Raw genomic sequence first — 21,977 nt, forward strand, 5'->3', positions numbered from 1 at the left:
CCCTCGTTGCCCGTGATACACCGGTTAGACGGTGAGCGTTTTCGTGCTGCTGGTCACGTTTCCGGCCGCATCGGTGACGGTGAGGGTCACGTTGTAGTCGCCCGAATCGCGCTTATCCGTGACCGACTCGGTCCCCGATGCACTGCTACCGCTCACGTCCCTCGCGGTCGAGAACGTCTCTGTTTCGTCGACGTCGTCGACGATGACCGTCACGGTATCGAGGTCGCCGTCGGCATCGCCCACTGACCAGTCGACGGTGATCTCGGCATGCGGGTTCTTCCGGTTCCCGTTAGACACGCTGAACGTCTCGATGCTCGGCGCGGAGTCGGTGGACTCGGTTTCGCTCACGGTCGTGGAGTCCGAGGCTGTCTGTCCGGCGCTATCGGTCACGACGAGGTCGACAGTGTAGCTGTGGCCAGCGGCGTCGTCGCCGGCGGCCACGAGACGGGTGGTGTCGGTCACAGTATCACCGCCGACAGAGACGCTCGCGGAGTCCTCGGAGCCGTCGGTGGTGTCGTCGGTCAGCGAGAGGTCCACGGTAGCGAGGTCGCCGTCGTCGTCGCTGACCTGCCAGTCGACGTCGAACTCGGCGGCGTCGGTGCTCGTCTCGACCTCTCCCGCGGACAGGCTATCCACTGTCGGCGCGCGCTCGGTGGTGACGGTGACGGTCGCGGTGGTCGTGTTGCCAGCCGAGTCCGTCGCGCTCGCTTCCAGCGAGTGGTCCCCGTCGGCGACGGCGGTGGTGTCCCAGGCGTCCTCGTAGTAGCCGGTGGTAGCGTTGTACGCTGCAGACCGCGACGACCCACCGTCGACGGTGTAGGTGACGTCTAACGCGTCCTCACCGTCCTCACTGTCCGACGCGTCGAGTTGGACAGTGACGGTGCCACTGACGGTTTCGCCGCTGCTCGGCGCGACCCACGACACGCTCGGCGCGGTGTCGGTCGAGCCGCCCACTGCCGCCTCGACGTCGAGCAGTCCGCTGCCCTGCTCGCTGCTCGACAGGCCGAGGTCTTCCGCTGTGTCCGTCAGTCGCTTGCGGGCGTCGGTGTGGCTGTCACCGTCTGCCATCAGTTGCCCGCTCGCACCGCTGACGTGCGGGCAGGCCATCGAGGTTCCCGAGAACGTCTCGTACCCGCCGCCGGGGTACGTAGAGACAATGTCCACGCCAGGCGCGGCGAGTTCGACGTCGCTCCCGTAGTTCGAGAAACTCGCAAGGGAGTCGGTCTCGTCGGTCGCGGTGACAGCCATCACCGTCGAGTAGGTGGCCGGGGCCGTCTCCTCGACGTCGTTTCCGTCGTTCCCCGCGGCCGCTACGAGAAGCACTCCCTTGTCGTAGGCGTACTGGCACGCGTCCTCTATCGTACTCGACTTCGGGCCGCCGAGACTCAGGCTGCCGACGTCATGTCTCTGGTCGGCGACCCATTCGAGACCGGCGGCGACATCGGAGTACGTGCCGCTCCCGTCCCCGTCGAGGACTTTGACTGCATGGAGTGTCGCCGACGTACTCACACCGACGACACCCTCGCTGTTGTCCACCGCGTCAGCGATTCCGGCGCAGTGTGTCCCGTGTCCGTTGTCGTCGTCCCAGGGCTCCGCGGCCGACCCGCTCGCCTCCGCGACCGCCTTGCCGGTCCCGAGGTTGTCCCGGAGGTCCGGGTGGTCGGAATCGATTCCGGTGTCGATTACCGCCACGTCAGCACCGCTTCCGGTTGCCCCGTCGGCGTGTGCCTTCTCCGCGTCGACCCGGTCGATGCCCCACGGCACCTCGGAGTCGTCAGAATCGATACTGATAGCTCGCATCTCGTCGTCGCGCTCGATGTATCGCACATTCGGGTTCCGTTCGAGGTTGTCGAGCGCCTCGTCGGCGAACCGACCGGCGACGGCCTGTCCGATATCGTCGAAATCCAGCACTCGATGGACCGAGTCGGCCTGCCGCCTTGCGGCGTCTGTCGCTGCCCGAGTCCGTGTTCCGACGATGTGACGGTCTGGTTGGCCGGCGCGTGCTCTGCCCGACCCGACGGTGAGCGTGCCGACCCCCGCCGCCCCGAGCCCGAACAGGAGAGTCCGTCTGTGCATCTCTCTATTTACCATACTATGTTCTCATACTTGAGAATCATAAGTGTACCACAAAACAACCTCTTTGTGTCATGTTTGCTCCCCGAATATATTCGACGCCACAGCGGACCGCACAGCGCAGTTTGGTATTCCTCCCCGAGATTCGTACCGAGTGCGGCTCTTGTCGGTCGCACCGGCGCGGTAGTGACCGCTCTCTCAGACGATCTCCCAGCCGTCGTCGGTCCGTTCGACCACGTCGTCGTCCGCCAGTCGGGTGAGTGCTTCCTCGACTATTTCCGGCGGGGCCTCGATCTCCCGGGCCAGCGCCGGGACGGTGTCGAACCCGTTCGCGAGTCCGCTGACCAGTTCTGCGTACAGTCGGCCGTCGCCGTTCTCGAAGCCGGAGTCGATGCGGTCCCGCACGTCGGTCATGCGGGCCTGGACCCATCGCTGGGCCAGCGATAGCTCGTTTTCCAGCTGCTGGAGATGCTCCAGTTCCCGCGCCAGGTCGTGAAAGTCACCGTCGGAGGCGGCGCCCACGTCGATCGAGAGATGGCGGCAGGACGGCATCTCGAACTCGGGATTTGCCGGATAGGCGCTCTTGGTGCCGAACTCGTAGGGGGAGACGCGGACCTCGAGGCGGAGATTACGGGCGATAGAGAAGTACTTCCGGCGCTGGTCGTCGGTCCGGGACTCGATGAGCCCGGCGTCTTCGAGCTTCTGGAGGTGGTCGATGACCGCTTTCGGACTGACGCCGATGTACTCGCTTATCTCCGTGACGTAGCAGGGTTTGTGTGCGAGTAGTTTGAGTATCCGCCGGCGGTTGGCGTTTCCAAGGAGATTGAGTAACTCGGCGGAGTCCATCGATACGTTGGTAGCGGGTCACGGTTCAAAAGGATGACTCTCGTCGGGCGGTTTGCTGTCTGGTCTTCCGGTCACGCTAGCAGGGAGGCCCACAGTGGGCTCTATGAGTCGCTGTTCCCGTTCCCCTGGCCGCTTCCGCCATCGCCGGGTTGTCCGCCGTCACTTCCCTGCCCGTCGTCATTTCCCTGGTTCTCTCCGTCGTTTCTAGCATCGCTGTCACCGTCTGAACCGTCGTCAGAATCAGTCGTGTCGGCCGCATCGTCGGCGTCGGAACTGTCATCTGAATCGGCACCATCTCTGGCGGTATCGCTGTCGTTCCCGTTCCCCTTGTCACCGGATTCAGTCCCGGACGCACCGCGGTCCCCGCTATCGTTGCCCTGTCCCGCACCCTGCTCACGTCCGTTTCCCTCGCCCCCGGCAGCGTCGTCGGATTCTTCGGTTCCGTTTTCGCTGTCGTCGGGCACATCACCAGGCGGCCCCTGCTCGCTTTCGTTTCCCTGTTGCCCGGGCCCATCATCCGGCGGCCCCTGCTCGCCCTCGTTTCCCTGTTGCCCGGACCCATCATCCGGCGGTCCCCGTTCACTTTCGTTTGCACCCTGCCCGGACGTACCGGCCGGTGGCTCTCGGTCGCTCTGATTGACTGCACCGTCGTCGGGCGGTCCCTGCTCACTTCGCTCGTTCCCGGCGTCGTCCGGTGGTCCCTGGCCCGGGGTAACTGGCGGTCCGGCGATGCCGCGGGCGGCCGACGCTGCCTGCTGGGCGGAGAGTTTGCTGGCGCTCTGTTTCAGCCGCTCCAGTGCGCTGTCGTTCACGCCTGCCTGTTCGGCGGCCGCGTCGGTGTCGTTAACCGCGGTCTGCAGGCCCGCAATCTCCGCAGTGAGCCGGCTCCGCTGGGCCACGTAGGCCTGCTCCGAGAGCGAGCCGTTCTCGTATCGCCGTTCGATGGTGGCGTTGCGCTCCTGCAGCCGTTCGAGACGCCGTTCGAGCGAGCCGGCCCGGTTCGTGACCAGCTCGGCTCGCTGGGTTCCGTTCGATCGGTCGTACGCCGACTGCCACATCCCGTTTTCGACGGTGTCGTTCGCGGCGGCAGAGTTCGACTGGAGAAAAGCCGTGAGCTGCGCCCCCATCCCACTAGCGGAGTCGTTCTGCGTGGCCACTGTCTCCGTCGCGGTCTCCTGTGCCGTCACGGCCGGGAGGCCGACAGCGACAGTCCCGACGATGACCAGCACCGTGAGGAGCGTGGCCTGGCGTGGACTCATTCGTACCATCACCTCTGCCCTCCCGCATGAAAAAGAAACGCCTTCGTTCGTGTCGTTCACAGTCGCCTGAAACAACTGCAGATAGTCCAAGAGCGTTTAAGCTGTTATCTGAGTAGTCTTTTCGGACGGGAGGAGCCGCCACGCAATCACTACCGATAGCACCGAGAGTGCGACAGTGGCAACAGGTAGCACGAGGCCCGGGTCGTACCGCAACGGCGGGTGATATCCGAAGCCGTAATCGAGCACGTCGTTGCCGAGTGCCAGCACCAGCGCGGTCACGAGCGCGCCCTTCGTCGTCCGGGCGTAGTGAGGGACTAACAGCCCCTCGGCGACGAAGCCGAGGTGGGTGACGATGATGCCGAAATACGCCCACGGGGCCGGGAAGTAGGCGTCGAAGCCGATGTTTAACGCCACGACGGTCCACAGCCCCATCTTGACCAGCCAGACCAGCGCAATCGTATGGAGGTACGCGAGCGGCACCGTCAGCGGGACCTCCTCGAGCGGCTTGCCGAGGAACGGCAGGAGGGTGGCCACCGACAGCGTCATCAGGAACAGTGCCGCCGGCGAGTCGGCGTACAGCGGCCAGAGAAACGTCGACACCTCGGGCATCGTCTCGACGTAGTACCGGATACCGACGAGCATCGCGACGGCGTTGACGACCAGCAACCACACGAGGCTCGGCGTCTGTTCCAGGTAGTACCGTGCGTACCGACGTGGCAACGGCCCCCGCTGCTCGCTCATGCGTCGACTCGGGGCCGCTCGCGGCATAGCCCTGTCGGACGGGAGCCGACACCCCGTCACCGACCCGCTGCATCCGCGCTGTTTGCACGACGGCAAAAGCGTGCCGGCGAACACTTATGTGTGTCAATGGCACACATTCGAACGCACCGATGTTCGAACAGTTTTCGCGAGGATACTACCTCGGCCGCCTCTACGTCGAACCGAGAGACGATACGGCGGCCGCGATGTGTCGCGAGCAGCACGAACGAGTGAACGAACAGTTGTACGCCTCCGGCGAGGGGGTAGAGCGCACAGACTATCCGCTCGTCATGAAACTCGGGTCCCAGCACTTCGCCGTCCACGGGGACGAGCAGGTCCCGGCGGACACACTCGTGGTTCCCGAAACGATGCTCGAGGAGGCCAACGTCCGGAACCCGCCCAGCCTCGAAGAAGTGTTCCTGGCGAAGGCGGACCACGCCGCGCAACTGCTCTCACTCTCTGAGGGGACGCCGACACTGCCCGATACAGCGGTCTGACGGCGTCGCATCGCCGCTCTGGTGAAGTCCACCGCTTCCACCGAGCGGGCAGGAGTGCATGGCATCTTCGAACCGGGTTATAAGCAGGTTATACGGTTAAGCTACAGACCAATGCGGACTGGGGGCTTCTATTGACCTGTATGTCACAGCGGAACCACGCCGACGATTGGGACAGAGCTACCGAATCCAAATTCTATCTCCCTGCCGGAACCACCCCGTCGTCCGAAAGCAGTTGGGTCGGACGTATCTGGGCCTCCCTGTTCAACCATCAGGTCTGAACCCGCGACATCGCTGCGCGGGAACGTGCCGAACCAGTGGGGTGATCTCCGAGTGACCCTCCCCGAGTGATTGGCGCAGATGGGACATGAAGAATCGGACAGCGTCCTCGCGTTCAGACACCACGACCAACCGACCCAGTTAAGCTACCGCACAGCCATCGTTACATCCCCGGTACCGAGAACCGTGATATAAATTACGACCGGGCGTCTCAAACAAACGCTTACTTGTCCGTCTTGGCACACTCAAACTACTACCCTACAGAACAATGAGCGATATCAAGGCCGTCGTCCGGGCCGAGCATCCCGACATAGTGCTCACAGAGACCGTTACCCACGACCGGAGTTCGAAGGTCAGGTCGGTGTCGGAGGCGGGAACAGACCCGACGTCGGGGAAGTTCTTCTATCACATCGAATCGTCCGACTTCCAGCAGTTCGAAGACGGATTACGGAACGACAGCACCGTCGGCGAATTCGAACGCGTCATCGACACCAGAGACAATGAGGCCATATACAGCTTCGAGTACACGGACGAAGCGAAGATTCTCTCGCCTGTAATCTCCTCCGCGAACGGCGTCATCCTCGACATGGAGAACGACGGCAGCGCCTGGATTCTAACAGTCTGGATGCCCGACCGGACGGACCTGGTTGACCTCTGGGACTATGCCCAGCAGCACGACATCGATATCGATTTGGTGCGCGTGAACGAATACGCCAGCTTAGGCAATACGGACGCCGGGTTGACCGACAGCCAGCGAGAGGCGCTCCTCGTCGCATTCGAAACAGGGTATTTCGAAGAACCACGGAACGCAACCCTCAGCGAGGTCGCCGCCGATCTGGACATCTCTCAACCTGCTGCCAGCGGTCTCCTCAGACGTGGCATCAAGCGGCTCATCATGTCGTCTCTGATGGATGACGGCGAGACGCCAGATTGACCGACGGCTCCTCGATGCAGCGGCGACGATGACAGCCTGAAGGCGCGACTCTATCGAGAGGTAGCAACGCGATGTGTTCGGTGGCATGTGGCGTCCTGCAGACTGATTACTGCATCTATCATCTGCCTGGAAATTAATCGGATAATTGACACCTAAAACAGGTATCGGACACTCGGATTCGGATGGGTCACCTCTCCAGGAACGGTCCACTCAACAGTCGAACCAGCGCCGCGAGGTCCTACGGGGCTCTGTGGGTCCGTGACAACGAGCGTCTCAGTGTTCTGTCGCTTCCCCCTGCGGTTGCTCACCGGACGCTCTCGGCAGGTGTGGTTGTCGATGTCTCGAGCGTCCAACCGAACAACTTCGCACAGAGGTATCCCAGCATGACCGCCACAAACAGGAGAAGTGGATAGATCGCGACCAGTTCCACCCACGTAATGTCGAGAGAGCGAATCAGAACGAAGCGTCCCGTTACGATTCCCATGGCTGCGGCGTACAAGAAGTACGACACTGACAGCGCGACACCGCTCGCGACAAAACTCCACGTGGACTTCTCGAACTCGCTCATCTCTGGCTCGAGGTCGGTGGCGTAGGTCACTGTTTTGACGGTAACGAATCCTGGCACCAGGCAGAGGATGGTGTAAATAGCGTTGACGGCGAGGTCTGGGAATGCCATAGTCTCAGGAGTTACCGGCTTTCTATCTCTGGTGACTGGGTGATTTCATTTGGACTCTCTTCGACACTCGAACGGGCTGTGGTGTCGTAACCGTACTCCACGCAGTACCATGTCTATTGTTACCAAATAACTTGATATTCGGTACGACATTGATTCCAACCCGTCCTGACCCGGTAGAGTGTGCCTCGTTTACCTTGCCGAGAGAAGGCCTCCGTTGAAACTCTCGATACGTGAGAACTCAGCAACCGTGCTGGATACAGCGCGCGTATCGGCCAGCGACCTCCCGGTGAGAACAAAATTGTGGATTGCTCTATACAGGGTATCACTGCGGATTGCAATCTGTGAACCCGTCTCGAGAACTGTGACCGTAAACAGTTGTTCAGTTAATCAAAAATCGGCTTTGCGTGAAATTGTTAGCATTTTATTATGTTCTCGACTGTATTCCTATGTGCCATGCCACTGTATATGGACGTCCACAGAGATGTCGATGCAACTGTCGAAGATGTTGTAGAGGCACACCAGAAAGACGTCGAAGCCCAAGAGAAACACGGTGTGAAATACCTGAACTACTGGGTCGACGAGGACGAAGGTGCCGTCTTCTGTCTGTTCGAAGGCCCAAGCAAAGAAGCGGGTGAGAAAGTTCACGAAGAAGCCCACGGACTCACTGCAGACGAGATATTTGAGGTTGAACAGGGCGAGGCGAACTGAAACCTGATAATAACAAGTAAAACGGGCGAGTCGCATCTGTAGTGGTCGGTTTCCCCACTGACGCTCGAACGCTGCTGGCCGATACGCACCCTTCATTCAGTAGAGAGCTCGTGTCACTATCACACTGTGATCACATCTACTATAATCAATAGGCAAGTCTACTGAGCAGTGGACTCATCCACCCTAACCTGAAATGAAGCAGCCGTTTTGAATGCCGACCTGGTGATTAACTCACGACACGGCCCGTCTATTCATCGGCAAATCTAACGCCAGTGATTTCGAACCGAGCCCCGCCGGTCTCACTATCGGTGACGCTGATTTTCCACCCTTGTCCAGCGATGTTTTCTTGCACGATATGGAGTCCAAGACCGGTTCCGTCGCTCGAATATTCTTTGTCGAACACTCGCTCACGTCTACTTTCAGGAATGCCCGGTCCACTATCGGCGACATAGAATCCATCGTCAAGTTCACCAACGGTTACAGTCACTCCATCTGGCCCGTATTTGACCGCATTAGCGAAGAGATTACTGAGTATTTGTTCCAGTCTGATTGGATCGGCAGTAACCGTCTGGTCAGTGTCAACGACGAGCGTCTCGGTGGCTGTGTCAACAGTCTGCCAGCATCGGGTGGCGATTTGTGCGAGGTTGATCTCGTCAACCTCACCAGCTCGGTCTCTGTCACGTGCTCTCGTTAGCAGGTCGTCCACTAGCGTGAGACCGCGTTCGACGGCATCGGCCGCAACATCGAGATGGCGGCTGTCACATTCCTCACCGGCAAGTTTCAGTCGACCTTGTGCGACTCCGAGCGGATTCTTGAGGTCGTGGCTCGCCTGACTGGCAAACTCTGCTAACTGCTCGTTCTGTCGTTCCAGCTGTTGTTCGTAGTGTCGCTGAGCAGTCGTATCCTGCAGGACTTTCGCAAACCCGGAGAGCTCCCCCGACGCGTCAAAGAGAGCAGTGAGTGTGAAATCCGCCCAGAACCGACTGCCATCTTTGTGGATACGCCACCCTCGACCTGTTACTGACCCCTGGGTTTCAGCGCGGTCGAGCAACCGCTGCGGAGTTCTATTTTCGACTGCTTCATCCGGAAAGAAGGTCTTGTAGTGCGTTCCCCTGATTTCGTCTCTGGAATAGCCCTTGATCTGTTCGGCTCCAGCATTCCACGTGCGGACATATCCCTCTGAATCCAGCCTGAAGATTGCGTAGCGCTCAATTTTGTCGACAAAACCAGAGGGCATAGCCCCGATTTCGAGAGGAGTATATAAATCGCTTTCTTCGACTCGATGAGTCCGGCGCGGTAGGTGAACACGTTTGTCAGCACCATCCTACTGAGTCATCCTCTGCATTCAGCACCCCGTTTCTATCACCTCCTGAGGATTTCGACAGGGCCAGACCCATCAGCCTTGGAACAGTCACTCCGGATATCGAGGAGCGGCTCGCCGTTGTCGCTCCCAGTTCCGCCTTCGGTCCGGGGAAGTCACTTTTAAGCCCGTCCCCGTCTGGCATCCAGTCGATGCTTGACCGGTTGCTGGGACGAGCGTCGCTGAAAGAGCGGGTGGCCGAACTCGAAGAGGAGAACCACCACCTCGAACGACAGCTCGACGCCGAAACGGAGCGCCGCGCCGACGCAGCGACCGAGCGCCAGCGGGCCGAGGCCGAGGTCAATCGGCTGGAGGACCGCGTGGCCGAACTGCAGGATCGCGTCGAGCGCCTCCAGAACGAGGAGGGCGAATCGACGTTCCGGGCCGAGGAGACGCTCAGCCGGGCGCGGCTGAGTGCGGTTCTCGACCGGCTGGAGTCCTTCGGGACGGAGCCGGAGGGCGTGTTCACCGCCTACGTCGAGGCCGAGCGCTCCCTGCCCGGCCCGGTCCGGGACGCCTTCGGCGACCGCGCGTCGCTGGTCGCCAGCGCCGCGCCGTGTCTCGCGGTCACCGACGATGCCGGCCTCCTGTCGGCGTGTCTGTCCGTCCCCGCGCCGCCGTCGCCGTTCACCGAGTGGGCCGACGCCGTTCGGCTGGAGCGGTCGTGGTTCGAGCCGACCGGCGAACACGTCGTCGCGCTGGTCCGCTCGGACCTGTTCGCTATGGGCGAATACGACGGCCGCGAGCGGACCGCGTTCCACGGGTTCGACTCGGAGCTGAAAAGCCAGCACTCGAAGGGCGGCTTCTCGCAGGGCCGGTTCGAGCGGCTCCGGGACCAGCAGATAGACTCACACCTCGACCGCTGTCGGGCCGCTATCGAGGAGGTCTCGCCCGACCGGCTGTACGTCGTCGGCGAGGGGTCGGTCATCCACGAGTTCGAGGACCTCGCGACGGCGACGAAGCCGGTCGACGCGACCGGGAAGCCTGGCGAGGCACTGGACGACGCCGTCCGGTCGCTGTGGACGGTCCGGTTGCGCGTGCCGTAGTTCGGGACCCGTTCGCCCCGACTCCGTCGGTGCCGGTTCCGTAGCTTTTTCGCGGGGCGGCGATTCTGTCCGGCTATGGCCGTAGCCATTCTGACACACGACGCCTTCCCCGACCGAGCCAAGACGGCCGTCGGGCTGTTGCGGTACGGTGACCGAGCGGTGCGAGCACTCGTCGACCGCGGACGGGCCGGACAGCGCGTCCACGACACGCTCCCGGACGTGCAGGACGCCCCGATCGTCGCGTCGATGGCCGACGTGCCCGACGTCGACGCGCTCGTCATCGGCATCTCGCCCATCGGCGGCGAGTTCGACGAGTCCTGGCGCGCCGACGTGCGAACGGCGCTCGAACGCGGCTGTGACGTGTACTCTGGACTCCACTACTTCCTGACCGACGACGAGGAGTTCGCCCGCCTCGCCGAGGAACACGACGCCGAGCTGCACGACCTCCGAAAACCGCCCGAAGACCTGACCGTGGCAGCGGGCACGGCCGGTGACGTCGACGCGACGGTCGTCACGACCGTCGGCACCGACTGCTCGACGGGGAAGATGACCGCGTCGTTCGAAATTCGCGACGCCGCGCGGGAGCGTGGCCTCGACGCCGCCGTTGTCCCGACCGGCCAGACCGGCATCGCCATCACCGGCCGGGGCATCGTCATCGACCGCGTCATCGCAGATTACGCCGCCGGCGCGGTGGAACGGCTGGTCGAAGAAGCGGGGGCGGCGGACCTCCTCGTCGTCGAGGGGCAGGGCGCACTGGCCCACCCGGCCTATTCGGGCGTGACGACGAGCATCCTCCACGGGTCGGCCCCCGACGCGCTCGTCATGTGCCACGAAGCCGGCCGTGAGGCGATTCACGGCTACGAGTCGTTCGACATTCCGCCGCTCCCCGAGTACGTCGACATCTACGAGCGCCTCGCCGCGCCCGTCTCGGACGCGTCAGTCGCCGCGGGGATGCTGAACACGCGCCATCTCGACGACGGCGCGGCCGCGGATGCCGTCGCGGGGTATAGGGAGACCCTCGACGCACCGGCGACCGACCCCGTCCGCCACGGCGTCCCCGACGAGGTACTGGACGCTATCGTATGAACTGGACCGTCGACCGCCACGACCTGCCGCTGTCGGACCCCTTCGGAATCTCTCGGGAGACCAGCGAGACCAGCGAGACCGTCGTGGTCGAACTCTCCCACGAAGGCACCACCGGAATCGGGGCCGTCACGCCGTCGGCGTACTACGGCGAGAGCGCTCAGTCGGTGGCCGAGACGCTCCCCTCGCTCTGTGAGGCCGTCGACCGCATCGGCGACCCACATGCTCAGCAGCGCATCGAGCGGGCACTCGGCGACCGCGCGCCGGACCAGCCCGCCGCCAGGATGGCCCTCTCCATCGCCGTCCACGACCTGGCCGCTCGGTGCCTGGCCCTGCCGCTGTACCGCCAGTGGGGGCTCGACCCCGACGCAGTCCCGCCGACCACGTACACGGTCGGCATCGACTCGCCCGAGCGGATGGCCGAGAAAGCCGGGAAGGCGACCGGCAACGGCTTCGCCCATCTGAAAGTCAAACTCGGGACCGACGACGACCGGGCGCGACTGGACGCGGTCCGGACGGCGGCCCCCGACGCGGAACTCCGGGTCGACGCCAACGCCGCCTGGACGGCCGCGGAGGCCATCGACAGGGCGGGCTGGCTCGCCGACGCCGGCGCGACGATGCTCGAACAGCCCGTCGAGGCCGACGACGTCGACGGCCTCCGCCGCGTGACTGACGCGACCGATATCCCGGTGGCTGCAGACGAGTCCTGTGTCACTGCGTCGGACGTGCCGCGAGTCGCCGACGCCTGCGACATCGTCAACGCCAAACTCGTCAAGTGCGGCGGGCTCAGGCCCGCGACGCGGCTGCTCAACACCGCCACGGCTCACGGCCTCGATACGATGCTCGGGTGCATGGTCGAGTCCAACGCCAGCATCGCCGCGGCGGTCCACCTCGCGCCGCTCGTCGACTACGTCGACCTCGACGGGGCGCTCCTGCTGGAGTCAGACCCCTACACCGGCGTCCCGCTCGACGCTGACGTGTTCGACCTGACCGGGGTGTCGGCCGGCACCGGCGCTCACCGGACGTGAGACGCGTAGCTGCGAGGGAGTGCCGATAAAACCCGGGTTCAGAGGGACCCGCTTACGCCGACTGGACGGCGTCCAGCAGTTCCTCGTAGTCCGGCTCGGTGGTCGGGTCGTCGGCGACCCAGCTGTAGGTGACCTCGCCGCCGTCGTCGACGACGAACACGGCGCGGTTCGCGACGCCGAGCAGCCCGAGGTCCTCGATGTCGATTTCGAGGCCGTAGCCCTGAATCGCCGACCGGCCCATGTCGCTGACCAGGTCGAACTCCAGGCCGTTTTCCTCACGGAAGGCGTTCAGCGAGAGCGCCGAGTCGGCGCTGACTCCGAGCACCGTCGCGCCGGCGTCCTGGAAGTCCCCGAGGTGCTCCTGCAGGGCCACCATCTCGCTGGAGCACGGCGCCGTGAACGCGCCCGGGAAGAAGGCGAGCACGACCGGTCCGTCCCCAAGGTGGTCGCTCAGTTCGAAGGCCTCTACCTCACCGTTCGCGATTGTCGCCGAGATGTCCGGCGCTGTGTCGCCTGTGGATACCATCACCCGACCCTAAAGGTGTCAAACGAATAAAACCCGCCCTCCGGCAGTGCAACCTGTGGCTCCGAAGCCGCTCCGCCGCGGGACAGGCCGCTTACAGCCACTCGTCGAAGGAGTGGTGCTCGCGGCTCGCCTCGATGTAGTCCCGCTGCATCGACTGGATCGCCGTCGAGAGGTCCTCACCGTCGTCGAGGGACTGCCGAACCCGGTCGACCTTCCAGTCGCTCGGGGTCGTCCCGGCGTCGTATCGGGCCTCGATCGGTCCGAGGTACTCGTCGATGCGGGCCTCCGGGACGTCCTGCTCGGCCAGTCCCAGGCGGGCGTACTGGAAAACCTCGTCGTATATTTCGTCGTGGTCGGCCGTCCGCTCGCCCTCGGCCGTCACCCAGGACAGGTCGGCGTCGATGCCGTCCTCTGCGGCGCTGTAGAAACTCTGCCTGGCCTCCTGCCAGGGCAGTTCCGCGGCAGGGTGGTCGGCCACGACCAGACCGCGGATGAGGCCGACCGTCAGCGCCTGCAGCCCGATCATGTCCTTGACGTGGGGCTGGGTCGGGAGCGGGCGGTACTCGATGCGCAGCGACCGCTCGGTGCTGGCTCCCTCGACCGCCGTCCCGCCGACGACACACCTGAGCCAGCGCCAGTAGGTCCCGCGCTTGTGGTCGAACTCCCAGAACTCGTCTTCGAACGCCGCCCGGTCGTCGTCGTGCAGGAACTCCCGGAGGAACGGCGCAAACAGGTCGTCGTCGACGACGCGGCCGACCACGTCCGTCGTGTCGTCGAGGTCCCGCGGGACCCGGACCTTCGGGTTCTCGCTGGTGTTGACCGACTGCTCGAAGGCCGCGATACGGAGTTCGTGGTGGGTGTTCGCACAGAGCCACTCGCCGTCGGTGTCGTCGTACATATCGGCGGGGAGGAACGGCGAGTTCACCGACAGCGCGAGCAGCGGCCCGAGCGTCCGTATCGCGGCGTTGTAGTACTCGGGGAACGCCCCGGCGTCGGGAATCTGGAGGTGTGGCTGGATCGACGTGGCCAGCGACTCGAACAGAATCGTCGGGAACGAGCCGCTGTATCCCGGCACGTCGAAGTCGATGCTGCCGTCGGCGTTGTCAAGCGCCTCGTTGTCAAGCGCCACGTATCTGGGCGCCTGCCGCATGTTGTCGGCCAGGACGACCCCGTCGCGGGTCTCGTGGGCCGAGAGGTACTGCTCGCTGCCCTCCTCTGGGGGGATGGTCCACATCGCGTCGAGGACGAGTTCGCAGTTGTGCTCGCTCGCCTGCTGGCGGGCCTGTTTCGTCTGCATCTCCACCGCCGTCGTCTGGACCTCCATCCCCGTCTCGTCGAAGCTGTTGGGCTCGGTGTTGACCTCGGCGTTGTGCAGGCCCAGTTCCTTGTTGGCCTCGCCCTCGAACACCACGTCAGGCAGGCGTGTCAGCCGCCCGCGCCAGTCCTCGGGGTCCATGTATGGCTCGTCGTCCGTCCCGTCCGCGACCGACGACTCGACGGCCGGCTCGGGCTCGTCCTCGGGCGTCTCCGGTTCGTCGTCGGCCAGCGGACTGTCCGGGTCGATGTCGAGCGACGGCCCCTCGCCGGGACCGAAAGCGTCGCCGGCATCTTCGATAGCTTCGTCGGTGTCCCGGTCCGGTGACTCACCCTCGGTGGGTTCCAGCGACCCGTCCGACTCCAGCGACCCCCCGGCGTCCGGGTCGAGCGAGGCGCCGCTGCCGCCGTCCTGCTCCGCCGGCGCGTCCAGCGAGCCGCTCCAGGCGGCCGCTCCCGACCCGCTCAGGTCGTCGTCGAGGTCTTCCTCGGAGACTGCCTCGCTGTCTTCCCCCTCGTCTGGTTCGGGCGGGTCCGGCTCCGCGTTGATGGCGTACAGTTCGATCTCCAGGCCGACGGAGAACGCTTCGTTGTCGAACTCCCCGGCCTCGATGGCTCTCCGGAGTTGCATCGCCTGTTCGTCGACCCGCTCGGTGAACTCCGCGGCAGTCTCGTCAGCGAGCGACCGGGTCACCAGGTCGACGATTTCGTCCATGCTCGGTACTGTGTGGGTTCTTCCACTATAAGTGACCCGTCGTTCGTCCACGGCGTTACTCGAACAGGTCCTCGTGGCGGGCCGCGAGGTTGGCGTAATCGCCGGAGCTGAACGCCTCGAACACCTCGCTGGGGTCGATGGTCGTCTCGGACAGCGGCGTCACCATTGCTGGGCTCCCGCGGACGAAAGACTCCGCGGGCACCTCATAGCCCGGTGGGACGACCGTCCCCATCGCGACAATCGACCCCTCACCGATGGTGGCGTCGCTGACCGTCGAGTTGAAGCCCACGAGCGCCCCGTCGTTGACCGCTGCGTCGTTGAGGACGGCCCCGTGGCCGACCATCACCTTTTCGCCGACGGTCGAGGCGTGGACTATGGCCCCGTCACCGATGGCCGATTCGCGACCCACCTCGACTGGCGACACGTCGCCGCGCAACACGACGCCGGGCCAGACGTTCGCGTTCGGGCCGACAGTGACGTCCCCGACCAGCGTCGCCTCGCGACTGACGTGAGCGTATCCGTGGATGTCCGGTGTGGCACCTTCGAACGCGTACTCTCGGCTGTCCATACTGGCCATGTAGTGTCGGCGGGTCGAAAAGATACCGGTCAGAACGGGGTGCTACTGGGGGTGTGCCCCGCTGTCGTGCCTGCCTTCCCCGGGCACGACCCTCACCGCTGGCACTACTCGATGTGGACTATGAGGACGGGAACGGGCGCGCTCTGGACGACGCGCTCGGTGACGCTCCCGAGGTTGGCGACCCGGTCCCGCCCGGTTCGGCCGTGGGTCCCCATCACGATGAGGTCGATGTCCTCCTGTTCGGCGTAGTCGGTGATCGTCTTGTGGGGAATCCCCTCTTCCATGGTCGTGACGACCTCGACCCCGGACTCCTCGCCGCCGACGGCGATGTCGTCGAGCGCGACCTCGCCCTCTTCCTCCAGCGACTGTCGCACTTCGTCCTGGTTGGACTTGTCGGCCGCGAGGTAGAGCCGCCTGTCCACGACGTACAGGCCGTGGAGCGTCGCGTCGTTGTCGCGCGCAATCGAGGTCGCATGTGCGAGCGTCTCCGTCGTTCCCGAACTGCCGTCCGTGGCTACGAGCACCGAATCGTACATGTGCGGCTTCCCATGCGAACTGTGCCCACATAGTACTCCCTATCACATTGAGACAGCCTGTGGCTGTCCAACCGACGACGAAACCGTTCGATTCGGCATCCGTTGTTCAGCGTATCCTCGCTCTGCCCATTACTTGTCAACGGGAATGCTTTTCCCCGTCGCTATCCATTGATTCCCATACGATGCAGGGGAGCACGCAGCCAGACGACACACGGGCAGAACTGTACGTTCGTTCACTCCTGCCCGACGGGCACACGCAGCAACAGGCTGCGGTAATCGATCGGCTTCAGGGGCTGTCGGATGCCGACACGCTGTCAGATATCTCCGTTCGGGTTATTGGTCGACAGATTCCGTCCACGCCGGCGGAGGCGCGGACCGAACTGGGGCTGTTCGCCCTCAACCGGGTCAGCGTCTTTCAGGAATGGGCGAAACGCAACAACTGTTCACTCGAACCCGCATTCGAGGTCCGGTCGGTGGACTCGGAAATCTCGGGGGAGCAGTACCGGGCGCTCGTGTTTCCGGTCCAGCTCCTGGCGGAGTACGAGGGGTCGGACCTCAGGTGCGTGACGCCGCACACGACCGACGGGGAGACGGTCACTGTCATGGACCGGCTCGCCATGCTCGAAGGGGCGGAGGAATCGACGTTCACACCGCTGGAACGGGCGAGCGCGGCACGGCCGCCGACACAGCCTGACCCGCCGGCCGTCGACGCCATCGACGAGGACTCGGACCCGCTGTTGCCAGAGTAACGCCAGCGTCGCCCGCGTCTCAATACACTTATCCCCGGCCGCCGTCGTATCCTCGGATATGAGTACGGTCACGGTCACGCTGCCCGACGGGACCCCACTAGAGGTCGAGCGCGGCAGCACGGTCGAGGATGTCGCCTACGAAATCGGGCCAGGGCTGGGTGACGACACGGTCGCCGGCGTCGTCGACGGCGAACTTGTCGACAAGCACGCGCCGCTGACGGCCGACGTCGAGCTCGAAATCGTCACCGAGAGCAGTGACGAGTACCTCGACGTGCTGCGTCACTCCGCCGCTCACGTCTTCGCGCAGGCCCTGCAGCGGCTCTACCCCGACGCGAAGCTCACAATCGGGCCGTGGACCGACAACGGGTTCTACTACGACGTCACCGGCGTCGACCTGGACGAGGACGACCTCGAAGCCATCGAGGCCGAGGCCGAGGACATCATCGACGAGGACTACGACATCGAACGCGAACTCGTCGACCGCGAGGCGGCCTTCGAGCGCTACGAGGACAACCCGTTCAAACAGGACATCCTCGAAACCGAGGCCGCGGACGACGAGGAGGTCTCCTTCTACACCCAGGGCGAGTTCGAGGACCTCTGTCAGGGCCCCCACGTCGAATCGACCGGCGAGATCGGCGGCTTCGCCCTGCTCGAAATCTCGGCGGCGTTCTGGCGTGGCGAGGAGGACAACGAGACGCTGACCCGCGTCTACGGGACCGCCTTCCCCACGCAGGACGCCCTCGACGAGTTCCTCGAACAGCGCCGCAAGGCCGAGGAGCGCGACCACCGCAAGATCGGTCAGGAGATGGACCTGTTCTCCATCGACGAGACGACGGGGCCGGGCCTGCCGCTGTATGAACCCAACGGCAAGAAGATCCTCAACGAGCTCTCGGACTACGTCGCCGGCCTCAACCGCGACGCCGGCTACGACGAGGTCGAGACGCCCCACGTCTTCCGCACCGAACTGTGGAAGAAGTCGGGCCACTACGAGAACTACGTCGACGACATGTTCCTGCTGGACGTCAACGACGAGGAGTACGGCCTGAAGCCGATGAACTGCCCGGGCCACGCGACCATCTTCGAGCAGAACTCCTGGAGCTACCGGGACCTGCCGGTGCGGTACTTCGAGGACGGGAAGGTGTACCGGAAAGAGCAGCGCGGCGAGCTCTCCGGACTTTCCCGGACCTGGGCCTTTACCATCGACGACGGCCACCTGTTCGTCCGCCCGGACCAGATCGAGGAGGAGGTGCTGGCGACGGTCGACATCATCCTCGATACGCTCGATACGTTCAAACTCGACTACACCGTCCAGTTCGCCACCCGGCCCGAGAAGTCCGTCGGCGGCGACGAGATCTGGGAGAAAGCCGAGTCCCAGCTGGAAGCCGTCCTCGACGAGCAGGACATCGACTACGTCGTCGAGGAGGGCGACGGGGCCTTCTATGGCCCGAAGATCGACTTCGCCTTCGAGGACGCACTGGGCCGGCACTGGGACGGCCCGACGGTCCAGCTGGATTTCAACATGCCCGAGCGTTTCGACCTGACCTACACGGGCGAGGACAACGAGGAGCACCGCCCGGTGATGATCCACCGCGCGCTGTATGGCTCCTACGAGCGCTTTTTCATGGTGCTGACCGAGCACTACAACGGGAAGTTCCCGCCGTGGCTCGCCCCCGAGCAGATCCGGCTGCTGCCGGTCAGCGACGACAACATCGGCTACTGCGAGGAGATCCGGGAGGCGCTCGGCGACTTCCGGGTCACCATCGAGGACCGCTCCTGGACCGTCGGCAAGAAGATCCAGCAGGCCCACGACGACCGCGTGCCGTACATGTGTGTCATCGGCGACAACGAGGAGGAGGCTGGCACCATCTCGGTCCGGGACCGCAAGGAACGCGAGGAGAAAGACATCGACATCGCCGAGTTCCGTGACCACCTCGAAACGGAGGTCGAGCAACAGCGGACCGCCGTGACGTTCCTCGCCGGGCGGTAGTCACTGGCGGCCCGACTGGTCGACTGCTTCTCGACGTCGGTACACCGACGCCCCGGCGAGTGCCGGGCGCGCGCTTTTATGTCCGGCGGGCGAGCAGACCTGTATGACCGCCGACAGCGGGGAGTCGAGCGACACCATGCGGGAGCGCGCCGCCGGTGACACGCGACTCCTCTGGCTCCTCCTCGATGCGGACCGCTGGCTCGTCACCGCCCTCCTCTCGGCTGTCCTGTTCTGTGGCATTCTCGCGGTCGGGCTCTTTCACCCCACGCCGGCTCTGACGCTGCTGACCCGCGGCGACCCGGTCGAAACGCTGTTCCAGGCGCTGATTACGGGGACCATAACCGCCGTGACGCTGGTCCTGACACTGAGTCAGCTCGTCCTGTCACAGGAACTCGGTGCGGCCGGCGACCAGCGCGAGCGGATGGACGGGTCGATGCAGTTCCGCGCCGACGTGGCCGACGCCGTCGACACGCCGGTCAGTCCGGCAGAGCCCTCGGCGTTCCTCCGGTCGCTGGTCCGCGGGACGGCCGAACGGGCCGAGAACATCCAGGACGCCGTCGACGCGACCACGCTCGATGATGACCTGGCGGCGTTGCTCTCGAACTATCTTGAGGACGTACGGAGCAACGCCGACGGGGTCACCGACCAGCTCGAAGGCGGGACCTTCGGGGAGTTCGACGTCGTCAAGGCCGCACTGAACTACAACTACTCCTGGAAGCTGTATGCCGGTCGGCGTATCCGCGAATCCTACGCCGAGGACCTCACCGACGAGATCGACGACTCGCTCGCGGAACTCGTCGAGACGCTCGAACTGTTCGGCCCGGCCCGGGAACACTTCAAGACGCTGTACTTCCAGTGGGAGCTGTCGAACCTCTCCCGGACGCTGCTGTACGTCGCAATTCCGGCGCTTACCGTCGCAGTCACCTCGTTGCTGTTCCTCGATGCGCAGGACCTCGTCGGCGTCACTGCCGGCGTGCCCGACGTGCTGTGGCTGCTTGCGGTGACGACGACAGCATCGATACTCCCGTTTACTGTCCTGCTGTCGTACATCCTCCGTATCGTCACGATAACGAAGCGAACGCTCGCTATCGGCCCCTTCATCCTCCGCGAGACTGACCGGACCGTCGACGTCAACTGGGAGTGATGCCGCCCGACATCACCACGGTATAAGTACCGGTCCGGACTCGCTAGTACTATGCAGATTGGCTCGCGCCGGTGTATCCTCAACCCCGTCAGCGGCGACGGCGAACACGCGGACTACGTGCCGCGGCTGATGGAAGCCCGCGGGTTCGAGGTGTACAAAACGGCGGCCGCGGGCGACGCGGTCGAGTTCGGCCGCGAAGCGGGCCGGGCCGAGGCGTCGGAGGTCGCCGTCTGTGGCGGCGACGGGACGGTGAACGAGGTCGTCCGCGGGCTCGACGATGCCGGCCACCTGGACTCGGTGACACTGAGTGTCGTTCCGGCCGGGACGGCGAACCTCCTTGCGGGGAACATCGGGGTCAGGGACATCGAACACGGCGTCGAGGTCGCCGATACGGGCGAGACCCGGACCGTCGACGTGGGCGTCGCCGACGACGAGCCGTTCCTCGTCTCCTGTATCGCCGGACTCCCGGCTGACGCCAGCGTCTCGACCCCGGGCGACCTCAAAGAGCGGTTCGGCACGCTGGCGTTCCTTCTCACCGGGGCACAGGAGGCGCTCCGCTTCGAGGGGCTCGACATCACCATCTCGGTTGTCGGCGAGGACGGGCCGTTCACCTGGTCCGGCGAGGCCACGTGCCTGCTTGTGGGCAACGCCCGCAAGTTCGTCGCCGAAGGCGGGCAAGCAAACATGGAAGACGGCCTGCTCGACGTGGCTATCGTCGAACAGATGCCCACGGGGAACCTCGTCGCGGAGGCCATCGGTCACCGCCTGCTGGCGCTCGATACCGACGGCGTGACCCACGTCCGGGCGGACGAGATTACTGTCGACGGCCACGACGAAGCGCTCACGTTCAGCCGGGACGGCGAACTCAGCACGCACGAGACGCTGTCGCTATCGGTGCGTGAAACCGTACTGACCCTCCGGGTCGGTCCGGACTACGACCCGGACCCGGACTAGCCGTCCGCTGTCTCTCGCTCCGGCGAAAAAATTCGGGGACCAGCCGACTGTCTACTTGTCGTCCTCTTTCAGTTCGTCCAGCTCCGACTCGACCTCGCTCTCGGAGACGTCGACCTGTGTGCTCTCGTCGGCGAGTTCCTGTTCCAGTTCGGCCTCGGAGACGTCGGCGTCGGCCGACCCGCTGTCGCCGTCCTCGGCTTTCCCCATCTCGGCTTTCAGCGTGTCGAGTTCGGCGTCGACCGACCCTTTCTGCTGGACCTCTTCGAGTTCGCGCTCCAGCGTGCTCTTATCTGAGAGCTGGTCTTCGAGCACCCCGTCCTCGCGGAGTTCGTCCATCGCCTGCGAGCGGGCCTCCATGTCCTCGGTGCGCTCCTCCGCACGCTCGATGGCCTGGCTGATGTCCTGCATCTCGTCGCCCGCGCCGGTCATCGCCTCGTTGACGCGCGCCGAGGCCTTCGCGGCCTCGTGGCGGGCCTTCATCGTCTCCTTCTTTGTGCGGAACTGCTCGATCTGCTTCTGGAGCTCGTCTTTCTGCTCGACCAGCCGGTCCTGCTGGCCCTGGAGGTCCTGAATCTGGCCCTCCAGCTCCTCTATCTGGCTCATCTTCTGTTTTTTCTTCTCTAAGGCCTGGCGGGCGAGGTCCTCGCGGTCCTGCTCGACGGCCTGACGGGCCTGTTCGTTGTGCTTCTCGACGTTCTCCTCGAGGCGGCGCTTCTGTATCTCCAGTCGCTTCTTCTGGGTCGTCAGGTCCGCGATGCCCTGCTTGACGTCCTGCAGTTCGTCACGGAGCTGCTCGTAGCTGTAGTCGAGGGTCTCTGTCGGGTCCTCCGCTCGGTTCAGGACGGCGTTGAGCTTCGAGCGGATGACGTACGACGCACGCGAGAGGATTCCCATACATGCGCATTGGTCCCTCCAACCTTAAATTTCTTA

21 protein-coding genes are annotated in these 21,977 nt (G+C 64.3%); 10 read left to right on the forward strand and 11 right to left on the reverse strand.

Annotated elements, in window-relative coordinates; genetic code table 11:
• Positions 1 to 24: 24 nt before the first annotated feature.
• The 4 genes from KZ498_RS06235 to KZ498_RS06250 all read right to left on the reverse strand — a co-directional run bounded on the left by KZ498_RS06235 (position 25) and on the right by KZ498_RS06250 (position 4,919).
• Positions 25 to 2,091 (reverse strand): S8 family serine peptidase, encoded by a 2,067-nt coding sequence (locus KZ498_RS06235; RefSeq protein ID WP_312617717.1) that lies wholly within the window; start codon positions 2,089 to 2,091, stop codon positions 25 to 27.
• Positions 2,092 to 2,271: 180 nt separating this feature from the next.
• Complete coding sequence (locus KZ498_RS06240; protein ID WP_312617718.1) at positions 2,272 to 2,919, reverse strand: metalloregulator ArsR/SmtB family transcription factor; 648 nt, start codon at positions 2,917 to 2,919, stop codon at positions 2,272 to 2,274.
• A 101-nt stretch (positions 2,920 to 3,020) separates the two neighbouring features.
• On the reverse strand, positions 3,021 to 4,178 hold the full coding sequence (locus tag KZ498_RS06245) for a hypothetical protein (protein ID WP_312618506.1): 1,158 nt from the start codon (positions 4,176 to 4,178) through the stop codon (positions 3,021 to 3,023).
• A 96-nt stretch (positions 4,179 to 4,274) separates the two neighbouring features.
• Entirely contained in the window at positions 4,275 to 4,919 is a 645-nt protein-coding gene (locus tag KZ498_RS06250; RefSeq protein ID WP_312617720.1) for a DUF1405 domain-containing protein, read from the reverse strand.
• A gap of 149 nt (positions 4,920 to 5,068) precedes the next feature.
• Between KZ498_RS06250 and KZ498_RS06255 the strand changes: the two genes are divergently transcribed.
• Positions 5,069 to 5,434 (forward strand): DUF5802 family protein, encoded by a 366-nt coding sequence (locus tag KZ498_RS06255; protein WP_312617722.1) that lies wholly within the window; start codon positions 5,069 to 5,071, stop codon positions 5,432 to 5,434.
• A 544-nt stretch (positions 5,435 to 5,978) separates the two neighbouring features.
• Positions 5,979 to 6,644, forward strand: coding sequence for a helix-turn-helix domain-containing protein (locus KZ498_RS06260; RefSeq protein WP_312617724.1), 666 nt, complete (start codon positions 5,979 to 5,981; stop codon positions 6,642 to 6,644).
• Positions 6,645 to 6,948: 304 nt separating this feature from the next.
• Here the strand turns inward: KZ498_RS06260 and KZ498_RS06265 are convergent, their stop codons facing one another.
• Positions 6,949 to 7,320: a hypothetical protein gene (locus KZ498_RS06265; protein WP_312617726.1), complete on the reverse strand. Its 372-nt coding sequence runs from the start codon at positions 7,318 to 7,320 to the stop codon at positions 6,949 to 6,951.
• Positions 7,321 to 7,773: 453 nt separating this feature from the next.
• On the opposite strand from KZ498_RS06265, the gene KZ498_RS06270 reads away from it, so the two are divergent.
• Entirely contained in the window at positions 7,774 to 8,028 is a 255-nt protein-coding gene (locus KZ498_RS06270) for a DUF4242 domain-containing protein (protein ID WP_312617727.1), read from the forward strand.
• A gap of 247 nt (positions 8,029 to 8,275) precedes the next feature.
• Here KZ498_RS06270 and KZ498_RS06275 read toward each other — a convergent pair whose 3' ends face one another.
• Positions 8,276 to 9,265, reverse strand: coding sequence for a PAS domain-containing sensor histidine kinase (locus KZ498_RS06275; RefSeq protein ID WP_312617728.1), 990 nt, complete (start codon positions 9,263 to 9,265; stop codon positions 8,276 to 8,278).
• A 275-nt stretch (positions 9,266 to 9,540) separates the two neighbouring features.
• Between KZ498_RS06275 and KZ498_RS06280 the strand changes: the two genes are divergently transcribed.
• The 3 genes from KZ498_RS06280 to KZ498_RS06290 all read left to right on the forward strand — a co-directional run bounded on the left by KZ498_RS06280 (position 9,541) and on the right by KZ498_RS06290 (position 12,545).
• On the forward strand, positions 9,541 to 10,434 hold the full coding sequence (locus tag KZ498_RS06280; RefSeq protein WP_312617729.1) for a Vms1/Ankzf1 family peptidyl-tRNA hydrolase: 894 nt from the start codon (positions 9,541 to 9,543) through the stop codon (positions 10,432 to 10,434).
• 75 nt (positions 10,435 to 10,509) lie between these two features.
• On the forward strand, positions 10,510 to 11,520 hold the full coding sequence (locus KZ498_RS06285) for a DUF1611 domain-containing protein (protein ID WP_312617731.1): 1,011 nt from the start codon (positions 10,510 to 10,512) through the stop codon (positions 11,518 to 11,520).
• Entirely contained in the window at positions 11,517 to 12,545 is a 1,029-nt protein-coding gene (locus KZ498_RS06290; protein ID WP_312617732.1) for a dipeptide epimerase, read from the forward strand. Before KZ498_RS06285 ends, KZ498_RS06290 begins: the two co-directional genes overlap by 4 nt.
• A gap of 52 nt (positions 12,546 to 12,597) precedes the next feature.
• Here KZ498_RS06290 and KZ498_RS06295 read toward each other — a convergent pair whose 3' ends face one another.
• The 4 genes from KZ498_RS06295 to KZ498_RS06310 form a co-directional block, all read right to left on the reverse strand.
• Positions 12,598 to 13,071 carry a redoxin domain-containing protein gene (locus tag KZ498_RS06295; protein WP_312617733.1) on the reverse strand — a complete coding sequence of 158 codons (474 nt, stop codon included), beginning with the start codon at positions 13,069 to 13,071 and terminating at the stop codon, positions 12,598 to 12,600.
• A 91-nt stretch (positions 13,072 to 13,162) separates the two neighbouring features.
• On the reverse strand, positions 13,163 to 15,100 hold the full coding sequence (locus KZ498_RS06300; protein WP_312617735.1) for a hypothetical protein: 1,938 nt from the start codon (positions 15,098 to 15,100) through the stop codon (positions 13,163 to 13,165).
• A gap of 55 nt (positions 15,101 to 15,155) precedes the next feature.
• Entirely contained in the window at positions 15,156 to 15,668 is a 513-nt protein-coding gene (locus KZ498_RS06305) for a gamma carbonic anhydrase family protein (protein WP_312617737.1), read from the reverse strand.
• Positions 15,669 to 15,781: 113 nt separating this feature from the next.
• A complete protein-coding gene (locus KZ498_RS06310) occupies positions 15,782 to 16,213 on the reverse strand; it encodes a universal stress protein (protein WP_312617738.1) in 432 nt (143 codons plus the stop codon).
• 182 nt (positions 16,214 to 16,395) lie between these two features.
• On the opposite strand from KZ498_RS06310, the gene KZ498_RS06315 reads away from it, so the two are divergent.
• The 4 genes from KZ498_RS06315 to KZ498_RS06330 all read left to right on the forward strand — a co-directional run bounded on the left by KZ498_RS06315 (position 16,396) and on the right by KZ498_RS06330 (position 21,047).
• Entirely contained in the window at positions 16,396 to 16,962 is a 567-nt protein-coding gene (locus tag KZ498_RS06315) for an HTH domain-containing protein (RefSeq protein ID WP_312617739.1), read from the forward strand.
• Between the two features lie 58 nt (positions 16,963 to 17,020).
• Complete coding sequence (gene thrS / locus KZ498_RS06320) at positions 17,021 to 18,949, forward strand: threonine--tRNA ligase (RefSeq protein ID WP_312617741.1); 1,929 nt, start codon at positions 17,021 to 17,023, stop codon at positions 18,947 to 18,949.
• A 103-nt stretch (positions 18,950 to 19,052) separates the two neighbouring features.
• Positions 19,053 to 20,093 (forward strand): hypothetical protein, encoded by a 1,041-nt coding sequence (locus KZ498_RS06325; protein ID WP_312617743.1) that lies wholly within the window; start codon positions 19,053 to 19,055, stop codon positions 20,091 to 20,093.
• Between the two features lie 51 nt (positions 20,094 to 20,144).
• On the forward strand, positions 20,145 to 21,047 hold the full coding sequence (locus tag KZ498_RS06330) for a diacylglycerol kinase family protein (protein WP_312617744.1): 903 nt from the start codon (positions 20,145 to 20,147) through the stop codon (positions 21,045 to 21,047).
• Positions 21,048 to 21,098: 51 nt separating this feature from the next.
• Here KZ498_RS06330 and KZ498_RS06335 read toward each other — a convergent pair whose 3' ends face one another.
• Positions 21,099 to 21,941 carry a PspA/IM30 family protein gene (locus KZ498_RS06335; RefSeq protein WP_312617745.1) on the reverse strand — a complete coding sequence of 281 codons (843 nt, stop codon included), beginning with the start codon at positions 21,939 to 21,941 and terminating at the stop codon, positions 21,099 to 21,101.
• Positions 21,942 to 21,977 lie beyond the last annotated feature (36 nt).

It is taken from the genome of Haloarcula sp. 1CSR25-25, from assembly GCF_032027985.1.
Taxonomy (GTDB): Archaea; Halobacteriota; Halobacteria; order Halobacteriales; family Haloarculaceae; genus Haloarcula.

Excerpts from the sequence above, each read along its gene's own strand:
- KZ498_RS06315 (WP_312617739.1), top strand. The coding sequence starts at position 16,396 with ATGCAGGGGAGCACGCAGCCAGACGACACACGGGCAGAACTGTACGTT.
- KZ498_RS06280 (WP_312617729.1), top strand. The coding sequence starts at position 9,541 with ATGCTTGACCGGTTGCTGGGACGAGCGTCGCTGAAAGAGCGGGTGGCC.
- thrS (WP_312617741.1), top strand. The coding sequence starts at position 17,021 with ATGAGTACGGTCACGGTCACGCTGCCCGACGGGACCCCACTAGAGGTC.
- KZ498_RS06240 (WP_312617718.1), bottom strand. The coding sequence starts at position 2,919 with ATGGACTCCGCCGAGTTACTCAATCTCCTTGGAAACGCCAACCGCCGG.
- KZ498_RS06295 (WP_312617733.1), bottom strand. The coding sequence starts at position 13,071 with ATGGTATCCACAGGCGACACAGCGCCGGACATCTCGGCGACAATCGCG.
- KZ498_RS06235 (WP_312617717.1), bottom strand. The coding sequence starts at position 2,091 with ATGGTAAATAGAGAGATGCACAGACGGACTCTCCTGTTCGGGCTCGGG.
- KZ498_RS06335 (WP_312617745.1), bottom strand. The coding sequence starts at position 21,941 with ATGGGAATCCTCTCGCGTGCGTCGTACGTCATCCGCTCGAAGCTCAAC.
- KZ498_RS06250 (WP_312617720.1), bottom strand. The coding sequence starts at position 4,919 with ATGAGCGAGCAGCGGGGGCCGTTGCCACGTCGGTACGCACGGTACTAC.
- KZ498_RS06245 (WP_312618506.1), bottom strand. The coding sequence starts at position 4,178 with ATGAGTCCACGCCAGGCCACGCTCCTCACGGTGCTGGTCATCGTCGGG.
- KZ498_RS06270 (WP_312617727.1), top strand. The coding sequence starts at position 7,774 with ATGCCACTGTATATGGACGTCCACAGAGATGTCGATGCAACTGTCGAA.
- KZ498_RS06325 (WP_312617743.1), top strand. The coding sequence starts at position 19,053 with ATGACCGCCGACAGCGGGGAGTCGAGCGACACCATGCGGGAGCGCGCC.
- KZ498_RS06310 (WP_312617738.1), bottom strand. The coding sequence starts at position 16,213 with ATGTACGATTCGGTGCTCGTAGCCACGGACGGCAGTTCGGGAACGACG.
- KZ498_RS06275 (WP_312617728.1), bottom strand. The coding sequence starts at position 9,265 with ATGCCCTCTGGTTTTGTCGACAAAATTGAGCGCTACGCAATCTTCAGG.
- KZ498_RS06260 (WP_312617724.1), top strand. The coding sequence starts at position 5,979 with ATGAGCGATATCAAGGCCGTCGTCCGGGCCGAGCATCCCGACATAGTG.
- KZ498_RS06305 (WP_312617737.1), bottom strand. The coding sequence starts at position 15,668 with ATGGACAGCCGAGAGTACGCGTTCGAAGGTGCCACACCGGACATCCAC.
- KZ498_RS06255 (WP_312617722.1), top strand. The coding sequence starts at position 5,069 with ATGTTCGAACAGTTTTCGCGAGGATACTACCTCGGCCGCCTCTACGTC.
- KZ498_RS06285 (WP_312617731.1), top strand. The coding sequence starts at position 10,510 with ATGGCCGTAGCCATTCTGACACACGACGCCTTCCCCGACCGAGCCAAG.
- KZ498_RS06330 (WP_312617744.1), top strand. The coding sequence starts at position 20,145 with ATGCAGATTGGCTCGCGCCGGTGTATCCTCAACCCCGTCAGCGGCGAC.
- KZ498_RS06265 (WP_312617726.1), bottom strand. The coding sequence starts at position 7,320 with ATGGCATTCCCAGACCTCGCCGTCAACGCTATTTACACCATCCTCTGC.
- KZ498_RS06300 (WP_312617735.1), bottom strand. The coding sequence starts at position 15,100 with ATGGACGAAATCGTCGACCTGGTGACCCGGTCGCTCGCTGACGAGACT.
- KZ498_RS06290 (WP_312617732.1), top strand. The coding sequence starts at position 11,517 with ATGAACTGGACCGTCGACCGCCACGACCTGCCGCTGTCGGACCCCTTC.